General features: G+C 68.2%; 9 protein-coding genes. 2 read left to right on the top strand and 7 right to left on the bottom strand.

Features of this window, described 5'->3' with window-relative positions; all coding sequences use genetic code 11:
- Nucleotides 1-42: 42 nt before the first annotated feature.
- From AB0D14_RS20145 to AB0D14_RS20175, 7 genes are read right to left on the bottom strand one after another with little or no spacing between them, the layout of a single operon-like run.
- Nucleotides 43-1251, bottom strand: coding sequence for an MFS transporter (locus AB0D14_RS20145; protein ID WP_362780813.1), 1209 nt, complete (start codon nucleotides 1249-1251; stop codon nucleotides 43-45).
- Nucleotides 1248-3833, bottom strand: coding sequence for a lantibiotic dehydratase (locus AB0D14_RS20150; RefSeq protein ID WP_362780814.1), 2586 nt, complete (start codon nucleotides 3831-3833; stop codon nucleotides 1248-1250). The genes AB0D14_RS20145 and AB0D14_RS20150 overlap by 4 nt, the downstream gene beginning before the upstream one ends.
- Nucleotides 3830-4765, bottom strand: coding sequence for a PHP domain-containing protein (locus tag AB0D14_RS20155; RefSeq protein WP_362780816.1), 936 nt, complete (start codon nucleotides 4763-4765; stop codon nucleotides 3830-3832). Before AB0D14_RS20155 ends, AB0D14_RS20150 begins: the two co-directional genes overlap by 4 nt.
- Entirely contained in the window at nucleotides 4765-5817 is a 1053-nt protein-coding gene (locus AB0D14_RS20160; protein WP_362780819.1) for a hypothetical protein, read from the bottom strand. Before AB0D14_RS20160 ends, AB0D14_RS20155 begins: the two co-directional genes overlap by 1 nt.
- Nucleotides 5814-6923 (bottom strand): arginase family protein, encoded by a 1110-nt coding sequence (locus AB0D14_RS20165; RefSeq protein WP_362780821.1) that lies wholly within the window; start codon nucleotides 6921-6923, stop codon nucleotides 5814-5816. The genes AB0D14_RS20160 and AB0D14_RS20165 overlap by 4 nt, the downstream gene beginning before the upstream one ends.
- Before the next feature lies 1 nt (nucleotide 6924).
- Nucleotides 6925-8265, bottom strand: coding sequence for a radical SAM protein (locus AB0D14_RS20170; RefSeq protein WP_362780823.1), 1341 nt, complete (start codon nucleotides 8263-8265; stop codon nucleotides 6925-6927).
- A 48-nt stretch (nucleotides 8266-8313) separates the two neighbouring features.
- Nucleotides 8314-10899 (bottom strand): lantibiotic dehydratase, encoded by a 2586-nt coding sequence (locus tag AB0D14_RS20175; RefSeq protein WP_362780825.1) that lies wholly within the window; start codon nucleotides 10897-10899, stop codon nucleotides 8314-8316.
- A gap of 480 nt (nucleotides 10900-11379) precedes the next feature.
- Between AB0D14_RS20175 and AB0D14_RS20180 the strand changes: the two genes are divergently transcribed.
- Complete coding sequence (locus AB0D14_RS20180) at nucleotides 11380-12243, top strand: TnsA-like heteromeric transposase endonuclease subunit (protein WP_362780827.1); 864 nt, start codon at nucleotides 11380-11382, stop codon at nucleotides 12241-12243.
- Nucleotides 12240-14522, top strand: coding sequence for a transposase (locus AB0D14_RS20185; protein WP_362780829.1), 2283 nt, complete (start codon nucleotides 12240-12242; stop codon nucleotides 14520-14522). The genes AB0D14_RS20180 and AB0D14_RS20185 overlap by 4 nt, the downstream gene beginning before the upstream one ends.
- The last annotated feature ends 1 nt before the right edge of the window (nucleotide 14523 follow it).

A 14523-nucleotide genomic window follows, 5' to 3' on the forward strand; every position in this document is an offset into this window, starting at 1 on the left:
CACCCTCGGAGGTCTTACGGTCGTCGGTGATCCTGCTGTCCTTCAGGTGATCCTGCTGTCCTTCAGCAAGGTGAAAGCAATAGGCAGACACATCACCAGCGTGACGGCGCCGCCGACCGCGAAGGCCGCCTGCGGTCCGGCCAGCGTGCTCAGCCAGCCGAAGAGCAGCGCGCCGAGGGGCATCGTCCCCCAGGCGAACAACCGGTACACACCGGTCGCCCGGCCGAGGAGGCGATCCGGGATGAGTTCCTGCCGCAGGGACACAGCCACGACGTTCCAGACCATGAGGCCGAACCCAGCGGCGCAGTAGGCGATGGTGACCACGTACACGCTGTCGGTCGCTGCTACCGCCAGGCCTCCGACACCCATGAGGGCCAGGTTTCCGATCAAGGTGGGGACCCGGCCGATCGCTCCGGTCATACGGCTCGCGGCCACGCTGCCGACCACACCTCCGGCAGCTCCGGCGGCCAGCAGTGCTCCGTATGCGGCGTCCGGGAGCTCCAGCACGTCGCGCACCAGGATGACGAAGACGGCGATCTGTCCGAGGTACACGGCGTTGATGACACCTGCAGAGAGGGTCAGGGCGCGCAGCAGAGGATCACGCAGCACGTGGACCAGACCCTCGCGGATGTCGGCCAGGAGCCGCGGCCTGGCCATGGACCGCTCGGGCTGCGGCCCGCGAACGCCGGTCAGCAGCGCTGCGGACATCAGGAAGGAGAGCGCGTCGAACAGGAGGGGAATCGCCCGGCCGACCGTGAAGAGGACACCGCCGATCACATGTCCCAGCAGATCGCGGCCCACGGTCTGGGCCGCGAAGAGTCGGCCGTTCGCCGCCTCCAGCTTCTCCTTGGGAACGATGCTCGGCAGTAGCGCGAAGGACGCGCAGTCGAACAACACCTCCCCGACACCCAGCAGGAACGCCGCGGCCAGCAGGGGCCAGAACGTCAGCCGGCCACAGGCAAGCAGCACCGCGGTGACGATCAGAGTCAGGGCGCGCAGCAGATCGGCGATGACCATCAGGCGACCACGCTCGAACCGGTCGGCATACGCCCCTGCCGGCAGGCCGAACAGCAGCCAGGGCACCGTCGTGGCCGCGGTGACCGCGGACACCTGGAACGCGTCGTGCAGCAGCGCGGCGGACAGTAGCGGAAGGGCGGCGAAACGCATGCCGTCGCCGACCGCCGACGCGCTCGCGGCACCGATCACACGGCGATAGCCGGAACTGAAGCGAAAAGCGGTGTGTGCGCTCACCTCGGGCCCCCCGGTGAGAACACGGCGCACCGCAGCTCGCTGGTGTAGCGATCACCGTGCATGCTCAACCAGCGTTGGCCGGGCGTGGGCAGCATTTCGGAGATCTCCAGCGTGCCGCCCCGTCGTGCGGCCAGTCGGCACAACTGCCGTACCAGGAGCGGAGCCTGCCAGTCCACGTAGATCGGCTTCGGCTCGCCGGGGACCTTGACGAAGACGTGCTGGGGCAGACCGAGCTCTGAGCGCAGTCGGCAGGCCGCGACGAACTCCGCAGCCTCCTCTCGGCCTTCTGTTCCCACGGGGCCATCGAAAGCAGCCGACCCTCGCAAGCGGTTGGTGGGGACCCGCCAGGTCTCGCGTTGCAGGACGACACGGCCGCACCGGATACGGGGGATGTGCTCCAGGCCGGGGGCGTCCAGTCCCGCCCCGCCGAAGTGACGCGGGAAGGCGAACGGGGAGAGAGGGTCTTGGCGGATGCTCGGTCCGCCGGCCGGGGGCGCCATGAGGCGCAGCCTTCCCGCGACACCGTGGGCGCGCAGCTCCAGCCGTCCGTCGCGCAGCACGACGTACAGCTGGGAGGGCTGTACCACCCGGTCGCGGGACTGCGCGGAGCGGCCGTAGACCTCCAGGTCGTAGCAGGGGTAGACGAGTTGTGTCGACGACTTGTCCGGATGGCCCCGCGACAGGTTGGCGAGGACCTCGCCGTCGTCGAGCAAGGACAGGTAGCCCTCGTACACCTCTGGCAGCAGCTCCGGCGCCCGTTCCTGGATCAGGGGGCCGAAACTGGTGTGTGTGATGACCTCCCGGACGGCGTGGCAATCTCCGATCACCGCAGTGAACCGGCCCTCGCGCAGGTCCAGGCGGCTGGTGGCAGCGAACAGCACGTCCGGATCGACGACTGCCGGCGGACTACTGGGATGGGCAGCGAGGATGGCCTCCATCCGGTCCCGCTCCACGACGACCTCCGGCACGTCCACGCCGCCCTCCCCCAACAGGGCGTCGGCGATCTCCCGGTCGAGCGCCGCCAGTTCGGACTCGACGGCGGTGCACTCCTCCTCGAGGGAGTGTCTGTCCCGGAAGAACTCCGAGTAGAGGCGGTCCAGAGGGACCTCGACGTCGGCGCCGAACCGCTCTGCCACCCATGTCGTGAGAATGGCGAGCTCACGCCGCATGCGCAGCCGTGGACGCGCGAGCACGGTCTCGTACACGATCGACAACTCGTCCGTGATGAAGCGGACAATGTCCGGGCCGATGGTCAGGTCGGCCGGCTCGCCGTGAGCCTCCTCGAACAGGATGCTCCGGTCGGCGTAGTGCAGGCCGCTGTTGCGGTTCGCGGCGGTTCCTGTCAGCTCCTCGAATCTGGCCTTGGCCACGGCCAGTGCGGCCTGGCGCTCGGACAGGGGCAGTTTCGCGAAGCGGGCCAGGTCTTCCTCGAAGCAGCCGATGGCCGAGAGGATCGGCGCGGCTTGCTCCGGTGGAGCGGGGAGCAGCTGTTGGCGAAGGGCGGCCAGGGGTTCGTGGTCGCCGATGGGGATCTCGAATTCGGCGAGCACCCATTCGTGCGCGACCAGCTCCTTCAGCACCTGGTCGAAGGCGATGGGGGCGTGCGGAGGGAACTCGGTGTCCCACTCCGAGCGCAGGTCGCGAAGCGTTCGTTCGCCGTCGCAGCGTTGCCACAGCCATTCCTCGTGGGCTGCCACCTCCCTGCCCCCGAGGTGCTGGAAGTTCCAGTCGGTGTCCAGCCCGTCCCGGGTGGTGAACGCGTAGAGGTCGACACGGCCGTCGCGCAGGAAGGACAGCGGGCGCCTGCGAGGACGTACGAAGTCGAACAGGCCGGGGACCGCCGCGGCACTCTGGGCGAGCTTCTCCGCGGCCCAGTGGCTGAAGAGCGTCCGGCGCTCCATCTCCCGCTCCGAGGTCCACGCGATACCTGGCACGTCCCCGACCCGGCCCACGGTGAACGGTCCGAAGTGTGAGTGGGTCTCGTTCTTCGTCGTCACCCGCTGGAGGTACATCGTGAGCAGGTCGGTCATCCTGCGGGTGTGCCGGCCCATGTCCCCTCGGAAGGAGTCGAGCCATGCGGCGAACTCCGGATACGCGGAGTCGTTCGACAGCAGCAGTACCTGCCGCAGGCGCTCGTCGCCGAACGACTCGACCACAGCGGTTCGCGCGCGGTCCAGGCGAGTGCGGTGCCGGGCCGCGAAGTCCACCTGTTCCTTGCCGAACTGCTCTGCGGACGCCTGGTAGGCGTGCAGGGCGTGCGCCGCCTCGTCGGGCAGTGCCGCAGTGGCACGCCGGAGTTCACGGCCGGGCAGCGGCCGTAGCTGGCCCACGCGCGACGCCGACTGCGGGCAACCGGGGATCTGGTGCCGCCGCAGCACCGGCTTGAGTTCTCGCGCCAGCGACGCCAGTTGGCTCCTGCTCTCCAGGAGCGCGCGGGCCTCGTTGGCGGCGGCAGTGTCGACCAGGGGCTCGAGTGCCTCCATCGGAAAGCCGGCCTGCCGCAGCACGACGACTGGTACGAGTCGCCATACGGCGCCCTGGGCAGGCTTCGTGGTGGTCCGGGGGTCATTGACGGTGGTCACAGCCCTGCCTCGGAACTCGTACGGACGGGACGACGATCGTGCAACGCGTCGATGACGGCCAGGGGATCCGCGGGGAGCGCGGGCAGCAGACCGGGCCGCGGCGCCCAGGGTTTGACCCGCACCCCGTGGTAGTCGGACCCGGCGGTGGCCACGAGGCCGAGCAGGTCGCACACGTCGGCGAGGCGGCCGCTGTCGGCCGGCGTGTGCCAGCTCGTCCACACTTCGAGCCCGGCCAGTCCGGCTTCCCGCAGCGGCTCCAGCAGCGCCACGCACTCGGAACTGTCCAGGCCCGTCACGAACTGGCCGGGGTGGGCGAGGACGGCCACCCCGCCCGCCTCGTCGACCCACGACAGGACGTCGATGACGTCGGGCTTCTCAGGATGCTCCACATGAAGCGGCCGGCCGGGACGGCACCAGTCGGCGACGAGCCGGCCGTACGCCTCACTCGTGTACTCGGCGAACCTCGGGTCGCCGTGTGCCGCCTCCAGCAGCAGGGCGAGATAGTCGCCCACATAGGCCACACGGTGGCCGCCGAGGCGTCGCACCACATCGTCCCAGGTGAGCGGCGTTCCTATGGCCTGCGCACGGTCGGTCCAGGTGCGCCACCACGCCAATTCGGCGTCATGGATGCCACCGATCCGTTCCTGGAACCGCAGGTCGTGAGGGTCGACGAAGTAGGCCAGGCAGTGGGTCTCCTCGCCATGCCAGGAGGCGGTGACCTCGCAAGCCGGTACCACGGTGAGGCGTCCGCCGACGGCCTGCTCGAACGCGGCGATGCCGGCCACGGTGTTGTGGTCGGTCACGGCGGCCACGTGCAGCCCCGCGTCGACACAGCGCCGTGCCAGCTCGGCCGGAGCCTCGTCCCCGTCGGAGTGCCGAGTGTGCAGGTGCAGGTCCACCGGGGTGGCGAGAGTGGCGGACGCCCCCCGCATCACCGCGCTCCGGGGAGGGTACGTCGCCAGGATGCGGCCAGCCAGCGCTCGTACTCGCGGCCGGACGGGGTGTCCATGACCAGGCACAGCGGCTCGATGATCCGCCCCGGGCCGCCGGCCAGGCCGCCGTGGAGCATGGTGAGGTTGTGGCCGAACAGCAGGTCGCAGTGCTCGCCCGGCGCGAGCACTTCCCAGCGGCGCCGGAACCGCGCCCAGGTCAGGCCGGTGGCCATGAGTACCTGGTGGCAGAAGAGACGGGCTGCCTCGCCTTCGCACTCACCGCAGGCGCAACGCTGGGCCAGTGGCACGGCGGCGGGGTGGCGGACCCGCTCCTCCTTCGTCAGCACGGCCTCGCTGTGGTGGAAGGACAGGCCCTGCCAGAGGGGTTCCTCCAGCCCGAGCATGGCGCCGAACGACGGATAGGCACAGCCGTGCTCCGGCTGACGCTCCAGCCCCCGGCGCAGGTTGTCCCCGATCCAGCGTGCCGCAGTCGCCGACCGGTCGTCCCCCGTGTCGATTCCGCGTCGGTCGAGCACGTCGTCGATGACGCCGAGCCAGTCGTAGTACGTGGTGACGCTCAGTCCTTCTCCCACGTCGGGGAGGAAGATGCCCTGGTACATCTTGTGCGCGGGAGTGGTGGTGTAACCGGAGCTGCCGAACTCCCGCCAGGCGGGATCCCAGTCGGGCGCGTCCTGGAGACTGGGCGTCAGGTAGGAGCAGTGCTGTCCGTCGTGGTGGGGCAGCAGGGTCCGGGTGGAGAAGCCCTCGGGTACGTACGTCTGCTGCGGTCGGTCGATCTCCAGCCGCATCTCCGCGGGGGCGCCACGAGCGATCAGCGCTGCGCGGATCCGTTCGGCCAGGGCTGTCGACAGCCGGCGGCTCTCCTCGACACTCAGCCGAAGGCGGCCGATGCGGAACACCGCGAAGCCGACCCGGTGGATGACGTCGACGGACGCGGTGGCCAGGTCGTCCAGCGCCTGCTCGCGCCGGTCCGGCGGCCCGGAGACGAGACCGGTGCAGTCGAACTGAGCCTCGGTGGGGGTGAATTTCACTGGTGCTCCAGAGGTTCGCCGGCGGTGCTGTCGGTCCAGGGCGCGAACTCGGACGGAACGCACTCGGTGCGGAAGAGGAACTCGAAGAGCAGGCGTGCCGCGATCTGCGCGGTGCCGCCGGACGGGTCGTAGCGAGGGGCGACCTCCGCCACGTCGACGGCGTCGACGGGAAGCGCGCGGAGCTCCTCGTAGACGTCGAGGAGGTCTCCGGTGCTGATGCCGCCCATGGTCACATGGCCGGTGCCGGTCGCCGAGGCGCTGTCGAGCACATCGATGTCGAGCGAGACGTAGACCGTGTCGCACCGCGAGCCGAGTTCCTCGATGAGGGGGTGCAGCGCGGCGGCGGCGCCGTCCCTGACGATCTGCGAGCCCGGCACGATGTGGAAGCCACTGTCGATCAGCCCGCGGTACTGGTCGTACTTGGTTACGTCGCCGACGCCGACGAAAGCCATGTCCTGCGGGCGCATCTGGGGGATCTCGCTGATCCTGCGGGAGTTGGAGCCGTGGTACAGCGGCCCGTGCAGCGTGCTCCAGTTGCCGAAGTCGAAGTGGTGGTCGATGTTGATGAACCCGACGCGGCCCGCGCCGCGGTCGAGCCGCCCGGCACGGAAACCGGCGAACGTGGGGAAAGTGCACGAGTGGTCACCGTTGAGGAAGATCACACGCGGCGCGGACCGGCTCAGCCGGCGGCTCTCCGCCGCGACGGCCTGAAACGTCCGCACGGTGTCCGTCGGGTAGACGTGCAGGTCACCGGCGTCCGCGACCTGGGGGGCGCGGTAGCGGAAGGACTGGCCGGTGCGGGTGTCCAGCATCCGCCACTGGCCCAGACTGGTCAGATAGCTGGAGAAGACCAGGCTTGCCTGGCGGATGGCCCGGGGCCCCTCCGCGGCTCCCGGCCGGGAGCTGGCGGTGGCGTCGAAAGGAACGCCGGACACCACCCAGCCGTCCTCCCCGACGTCCACCCGGTCGGCGCGGGTGGTGGGGGTACCGAAGAGCGTCGCGATGCCGGCCCAGCCCGGCAGCGGATCCTCCTCGAAGTCCTCGGCCTTGACGCTGTTCCGCAGCGCTTCGAAGTCGGGGAGCTCGCTGTCGGGGAGCTCGGTCATGTCACTTCTCCTGCGCAGAGGACGTGGGAACGGTCATCGGGGTGCGGATGATGTCGTGCGCAGCGGCGATCTTCTCCCGGAACAGATCCCAGCTCGCTTCGGGAGACAGGTGCTGCGGCCGGTAGACGACGGGTGCGTCCTCCCGCCAGTCCGCGAAGTCCCAGTTGAATATGCGCTCACGCAGCCTCGGGAAGTCGGGGGTGAGTGGATAGGGAACGAAGTTGTAGAGGTTGAAGAGCCACAGTGCCGAACTGTTCTCCCGCATCCAGTCGACGGTCTGGCCGTGCGCGGTTTCCGTCTCCTCGTCGAGGCCGCCCATCATGTTGAGCACGACCTTCAGGCCGGCGTCGCTCAGCTTGTGGATTCTCGTGGTGTAGTCATCGAGGCCCCGTGAGAGTTTGTTGAGCCGTTTCAGCATCTGGGAGTCGGCCGACTCGAAGCCGAGTTCCACGGCGACGACGCCGAGTTCCAGCATGGCGTCGACGATCCAGTCCTTCACCTGCATGACATGCGTCTGCACGATGAACCGGTAGCCGGGCCGATCGCGGAAGACGTCCAGCAGGTTGGCGACTGCTTCGCGCGACTGACCGAACGTCTTGTCGCCTATGTAGAAGAGCCGGGTGTCCGGGAACCGGGCGGTGAGTTCGTCCACTTCCTGGTTGAGGGCGCCCTTCTCCACGAGGGTGAGCTGCTTGCTCCAGGCGTCGCCGCAGAACGAGCACTGGTACAGGCATCCGTGGCTGGCGTTGAGGCGCAGCAGGGGCACCTGGCTCTCGTAGCCGCCGAGGTGGCGGTAGTCCGGTGCCCAGGTGATCCGCTCGGACACCAGCCCGGGCAGCAGAGGCTTCTCCAGGCCCCCGCCCACTCCGGAGGCGAGCCCCACAAGTCGGCGGACGAAGGTGGCGTCGAGCTGGCCACGGTGTACCGCGTGGACGGCACCGTCCGGGGCGAGCGGGGCCATGTTCCCGCCGAGGACGACACGGCGTCCGGCGTGCTCCAGGTGTTTGGCCACGTCCAACGCGAGGCTGAAGTTCTGGGCGAGAGGGGACATGAGGATCAGATCGCCGGGGGCGGTCGCCGCCAGCAGCGGTTCGGAGCAGACGTCCGGTTCCGCCGGAGTCCTCGACAGGTCACGGAAGACGGAGTCGATGCCCGCGGTGTCCAGCAGGGCGGTCAGATGGGCGACCCACAGCGGCATCTCCCATAACCCGTCGGACGGGATGAAGTACTCGGGAAGCAGCGCCCGGAATCTCCGGTCGTAGTCGTCGTAATAGTCCGACAGCTGAGGGTCCGGGTCATGGCTGGAGGGGAAAGGAAGTTGGACTATGCAGCTCTTGGGCATGGTCGTCCCTTTGCTCGATGATGATGGGGCATCCTCGAAGTGGAGCCGTCAGCCGGAACCGCGGGAGAAGACCGCACAGCGCAGTTCGCTCGTGTGGCGTTCTCCGTCGATCTCGAGCCAGAGTTGTTCCGGCGACGGGAGCATCTCGCTGAATTCCAGGGGAGAAGCCGACCTCCGGGCGAGCCGGAAGATCTGCCTGATGAGGAGAGGGGACTCCCAGTCGACGTACACCGGTTTCGGCTCGGCGGGAATCTTCAGGAAACCGTGGCGGGGTAGGCCCAGGTCACGGCGGAGCTTGTGAGCGGCGGCGAACTCGGCCGCGTCCCCCTTCGCCGGGCGCGTTCCGGGGCTCCATCCGCGAAGGGCGTTCGCGGGTATGCGCCAGCGCTCCCGGTGCAGTACGACGCGGCCGCAGCGGATACGCGGCAGATGGGTGTGGCCGACGCTGCTTGTTCCGACGCCGCCGAAGTGGCGGGGGAAGGTGAAGGGGGACAACGGGTCCTGGCGGATGCTGGGTCCGCCGGCCAGCGGGGCGAGCAGCTTCAACCGGCCCCGTACTCCCTGCGCGCGGAGCTCCAGGCGTTCGGCGGTCGCCACGACGTACAGCTGGTGGGGTTGGAGCACGGCGTCCCGACTCTTCGGGGACAGTCCGTGGACCTCCAGGTCGGGGCAGGGGTAGGTCAGTTGGGCGGCGGTCTTGTCCGGATGTGAGCGGGAGAGGTCGATCAGTACCTCGTCCTCGTCCAGAAGGCTCTGGTACCGCGCGTGGACCTCGTCGAGCAGGTCCGATGCCTCGGCCTGCATCATCGGGGCGAAGCTGGAGTGGGTGAGCACCTCACGGACGGCATGGCAGTCGCCCACAACGGCGAGGAAGTCTCCGTCGGCGAGCGCGTCGGCGTCCCGTGCGGCGAGCATGACGTCCGGATTGCACAGCGCCGGTGGTGTGGCCGGATGGCGTGCAAGCAGTTCCTCCAGCCGGTCCCGGTCGACGACCGTCTCGTGCTGATCGCCGGTGGTACCTGCCAGCAGTACGGTGGTGATCTCGTGGTCGAGCGTCGCGATGTCCCGGTCCACCTCCTCGCACTGCCGGGCGAGCTGCGGCTTGTCTTCGAAGAAGCCGGCGTAGAAGTGCTGGAGCGCCACAGGGTTTCCCAGGCCAAAACGTTCCTTCATCCAGCCGTGCAGGATTTCCTGTTCGCGGCGGACGCGGAGCCGGGGGACGAGGAGTGTCAGGTCGTAGACCACGGACAGCTCGCGACTGATGACGTTCTCGACGTCCTGGCCGAGTGCCATGTTCCTGACCGGGCTGTACGCCTCCTCGTAGAGGACGCTCCGGTCGGAGTAGTGCAGACCCTGGGAACGGTTGGCCGCGGTCCCGGTGATGTCCTCGAAGTTCTTCTTGAGGCGGCCCAGCAGGGCTGCACGGTCTTCGACCGGGCCGTCGGCGAACTGTCGCAGCGTGTCGGCGAACCACCGCACCACCGCGGTGTCGGCTGCCGCTTCCTCCAGGTGTCCGGTCAGCGTCCGGAGGGGATCGGCGGCCCCGACGGGAATCTCCCAGCGTGCTGTCAGCCAGTCCTTGCCCGCCAGGTCGTGCAGCACCTCGTCGAAGGTGCGGCGGGGCGGGGTACCGCCGCGCCGCATCCATGCGGCGCGGAGCTGTGCGACCGTGCGCTCACCGTCGCACCGTTCCCACAGCCATGACTGGTCGTCGTCGAACGTTTCGGCCGTCACCTCGACGAAGCGCCAGTCGTCCGGCATGCCCGTCCGCGTCTCGAACGCGTACAGCCGGATCCGCGAGCCCTGGCCGAACGCGAGCGGGCGCCGCCGAGGACGTACGGTCTCGAAGAGCTCAGGGCGGCCGCTGAATGCCTCGGCCATCGCTTCACCTGCCCAGTGGCTCAGGAAGGCGACGCGTCGCAGTGGACCGGTGGACCAGGAGATCCCTGTGGTGTCGGGTGCCACCCGGGCTACCGCGAGAGGGCCGAAGTGTGAATGTGTCTCGTTCTTCGTCGTGACCCGCTGGAGGTACATGGTGAGCAGGTCGGTCATACGCTTGACATGCCCGTCCGATCCGCCTCCGCCACCGTCGATCCAGCCGGCGAACTCCTCGAAGCGTGCGTCGTTCGACAGGAGCAGAACCTGCTGGAGTGCGGGGTCCCGGAAGAGGCGTACGACAGTCTCGCGACCGCGAGCCAGCGCGGCGGCGTGATCCTTCTCGAAAGCAGCCCACCCGCTCCCCAGGGCCACAACCGCTTCCTGGTAGCGCTTGACCATCTCCATGGATGTCGGGCTGAGGTCTGCCTCCAAGCGGGCGAGGTCCCGCGGCGGGAAAGGACGCAGCATGCCCACCCCGGAGGCGATGTCCCCCTTCGTACCCACGCGCTCCTCGCGCAGCACCGCTTTTAACCGTTGCCCGGCCTGAAACGCCTCATCACGGCGGGTGAGTACGGCATCTGCGGCTTTCGGAGTCGACGAATCGGCAACTTCTTGCAGGAGAGAGCAGGGGAATCCTGCGTGGCGCAGCAGCATGATCGGGGCGAGCGCCCACTCGTCACGGTCATTGAAGTGGTCGGTCAGGGTGTTGCCATCCCGAAGCCGTGTGTCGTCCTGACGCTGCTCTCGCTCGTCCATGACTGCCCCCGTTGCCCGCTGAGTGCCCACAACAGGGGGTGACGCTAGTCATGCAATAAGGCGTCTTCAACGGCATATGCAGGGGTTCGCTGACTTCAAGCCAAAGATGGCGTGGTCACTCTCTGCATCAGGTGCTGTGCGCTCCGAAGCTTGGGGCGTGGCGATCTTTCCAGCGGAGCGGTCCGATGGCCATCCCGGATGCCGGATGCCGGATGCCGGATGCGGTGTGCGGGGACGTGGCTCGGGGCACGACAGACGTCCCGCAAATACGACACCTATCGTGCTCACCACAACACCTGTGACTGAGCACGGAAGTTGTCACCTGGCAGCTGCCTCGACCCTGCACTCCGGGACGGCGTGAGCAGGATTGCTGTCACTGAAAGTGCATCCTTCTTGTCACCTTGAGACTGTTTGCGGTCTTGTTGTCATCAGTACCGAAGATCGCCTACGCCGTACGCAGGGCTTCGCTTTTCTGAGGGAATGGCGGAGATTCAGGGATCCGGCAGCGTACATGCCGAGGCGGTCGACGGCGCGAGGCACAGGCCCTTGTGGTCGCATTCGTGCTGGTGGGAAGACCTGCTCGTACCTGTCTCGCTCGATGCCGGGCGGGACAGGTTAGACCTGGCCGAGGGCTGGACACGCCGGTGGACGGCGACCTGGCGTCACGCCGGGGGCGAGGTGACCTGTCCGGTGGCCGACCTGGCGGCGGCTCCGGTCACCGGGCTGGGGCTGATGCGGGGCTTCACATGGAGGCGGGATCAGCGTCATCGTCCCGGGCTGAAGTACATGGTCAGTACGGGGCGTCTGCACGGTTTCGAAAGCTTGGAAGAAGCCGGGCTGCTGCTGGCTCTGGACTTCGCTGGCGATGTGACCGAGGTTCTCTCGCAGCCGTTGCGGCTGAAGTTCCGTACGGCTGCCGGTTGGCGCAAGCACACCCCGGACTTCCTCGCGATCAGTCGCCTGGGCATCTGGCTGATCGACGTCCGACCCGCCGACTTGATCCAGCAGGAGGACCGCGAGTCCTTCGCGGCGACAGCCGAGGCCGCGCTGACCTGCGGCTGGCATTACGCGGTGGCAGCGCGGTGGAAGCCACATGTGCTGGTGACGGTGGACGAAATGTCGTCGCGGCGGCGACCGCTGGCGGACCCGTTGGGCGTTCAGCCGGGCCTGTTCGCCGGGGCCGGCGAGGGGGTGAGCTTCAGGGAGATCGTGACGGGCAGCGCGTTCGAACCGGTCGCGCGGGCTCATCTCCTCCATCTGCTGTGGCACCGCCGTCTTGGTGTCGATCTGAGCCGGCCGCTTGCGGACCGCTCGACGGTCGTACTTGGTTCGGAGGGTTCGTGAGCACCGCTCATACGCTGGATCTGTCTGTTGGCGCCGGAGTGGTGCTGGACGACGTGGAGTGGACCGTTGAACTGCGTGAACCGCACCTTGGACGTGTCCAGTTGGTGGGGCCGGACGGCGTCCGGCAACGGCTGACCTTCCGCTTCCTCGCCAATCACGAGCATTGCCGTTCCTCGTCGCGAACCTCGGAACCGGGTGCGAGTCGAGGACGACAGCCTGCGTCGGTAGGAGACTTGGAGCCCGGCAAGCGCCGACTGGCCGAGCTGCGCGCGGCCCATTTGCTGGAGGTCAAGACCGGGTTCCGCAGCGGGGACCCGCTTCGGCCGGGGCCGGGTGAACCGAAGCCCGAGTACAACCCCGAGGCGACCACGCTGACCCAGCGGCGGCTGGCGAAGGTCGCCGAGCTCAAGGCCCTGGCCAGCCAGGAAGCAAAGCTGCTCGGCCTGGCAGAGGTCGGCTACCGGACCCTGATCCGCTGGGAGAAGAACCGCAACCGCTTCGGGCTGATCGGCTGCGCGGACGACCGATGGCTGCGCGAGAGCGGCGGACACCCGAGCATCAGCGAGGAGGTCCGGGAGGCGATCTTCGCGGTGAGGGCCGAGACGCTGCACCGCTCGCGGGTGGACGGCCGAACCCGTGAGGCCATGATCCACCAGTACGTGCGCGAGACTTTCGGGGCGGATGTTGCGGTCCCGAGCTATCACACGCTGCTGAGGGTCTGGAAGGAATGGTTCGGCCCTGGTGGGGCCCGTCAGCGCTATGCGCGGTCGGCGGAACTGCCTACCAAGGCGGGGCATGTGGTGGTCCACCGTCCCGGGCAGGTGGTGGCGCTGGACACCACGGTGCTGCCGGTCATGGTCCGTGAAAGCGTGTTCGGCGACCCTGTGAAGGTCCATCTCACCCTCGCCATGGACGTCTACACGCACTCGCTCTGTGCGTTCAGGCTCACCCTGGTCTCCGACACCTCGGTGGACGTCGCGATGCTGCTGCGGGACGTGACGCTGCCGCTGCCAATGCGGGCGGACTGGGGAGAAGAGATGGAATGGCCCTACCCAGGGCTGCCCGCCGCGGTGGTTGCGGAGTTCGCTGGCCACAAGGTTGCCGGGCTGCCGTTCTTCGCTCCGGAGACGGTGACGACCGACCACGGGTCGGTCTACCGCAACCACCACCTCGTCGATGTCCAGCGCGTACTCGGATGCAACATCCTTCCCTCCCGCGTCTTGCGCCCCACAGACAAGCAGGTCGTCGAAAGAGCATTCGGAAGTATCCGAACTCTGCTGTTCGAGCAGCTGCTGGGTTACACCGGGGTCGACGTCGCCGACCGCGGAGCCGACCCGGAGGGTGATGCGACGTGGACCATCGAGGAGATGGAACACCTGATCGCTACCTGGATCGTTCAGGTGTGGCAACAGCGCCGCCTGGGCGAGTACGCGCCGAGCTGGGACCCGGGCGGGGACCACAGCCCGAACTCGCTGTTCGCCGCCTCCTTCGCACAAGGCGGCTTCGCGATGGAGATCCCCTCGCCCGAGCTCTACTACCAGCTGCTGCCCGAGCACTCGGTGACAAGGATCCACGGTCGGCGCGGTGTGAAAGTCCGCGGGCTTTGGTACGACGGCCAGGCCCTCGCCCCCTACCGCGACCAACGGTCCACCCGCGGCGGCAAACACAAATGGCAGTGGATCGTCCACCGGGAACCACGCGACCGCCGCACGGTGTTCTTCCAGGACCCGCTCTCCCATGAGTGGCATCCGCTCACTTGGACGGGGCTGCCACCGAAAGGGAAGGTGCCGGCCTTCGGCGATGCCCGGGTGCGTGATCTCTTGCAGCGCGCGGAGAGGGCCGGTCTGAAGCCGAAGACAGATGCCGAACTCCTGCCACTGCTACTGGACTTGATCGGCTTGCGGACACCAGTCACGCAGTGGCCAACCCGCCTGAAAAAGTCTCAGCGCACCGAGTACGCCCGCGATGTCACACAGGCCGAGGCCGCAGTTGCCGACCAGCTCGCCCCCGCACGAAGCGAGAAGAAACCCGTCGTCCGGGAGGCAGAGGGCACAGTCGTCCATCTCCACTGGCCGGATCAGGCCCGGCAGGCAGCCGACAGCTTGGACGCCGAGCGCCGTCGGCGCCGGGAACAGGCCGGGCCGTCACGGCCCGCACTGCCGCCCCCGCTGGGCGCCAGCTATCGCAAGGGAAACCTGTTCCACCTCCCCGACGAGGACGAGTGCAACGCTGCCGAGCCGGTCATCGGCCCGGACGACAACGCGGAGGGAGAGGACTGAG

Source organism: Streptomyces sp. NPDC048484 (genome assembly GCF_040651415.1).
Lineage (GTDB): Bacteria > Actinomycetota > Actinomycetes > Streptomycetales > Streptomycetaceae > Streptomyces.

Excerpts from the sequence above, each read along its gene's own strand:
- AB0D14_RS20155 (WP_362780816.1), bottom strand. The coding sequence starts at position 4,765 with ATGCGGGGGGCGTCCGCCACTCTCGCCACCCCGGTGGACCTGCACCTG.
- AB0D14_RS20165 (WP_362780821.1), bottom strand. The coding sequence starts at position 6,923 with ATGACCGAGCTCCCCGACAGCGAGCTCCCCGACTTCGAAGCGCTGCGG.
- AB0D14_RS20170 (WP_362780823.1), bottom strand. The coding sequence starts at position 8,265 with ATGCCCAAGAGCTGCATAGTCCAACTTCCTTTCCCCTCCAGCCATGAC.
- AB0D14_RS20175 (WP_362780825.1), bottom strand. The coding sequence starts at position 10,899 with ATGGACGAGCGAGAGCAGCGTCAGGACGACACACGGCTTCGGGATGGC.
- AB0D14_RS20180 (WP_362780827.1), top strand. The coding sequence starts at position 11,380 with ATGGCGGAGATTCAGGGATCCGGCAGCGTACATGCCGAGGCGGTCGAC.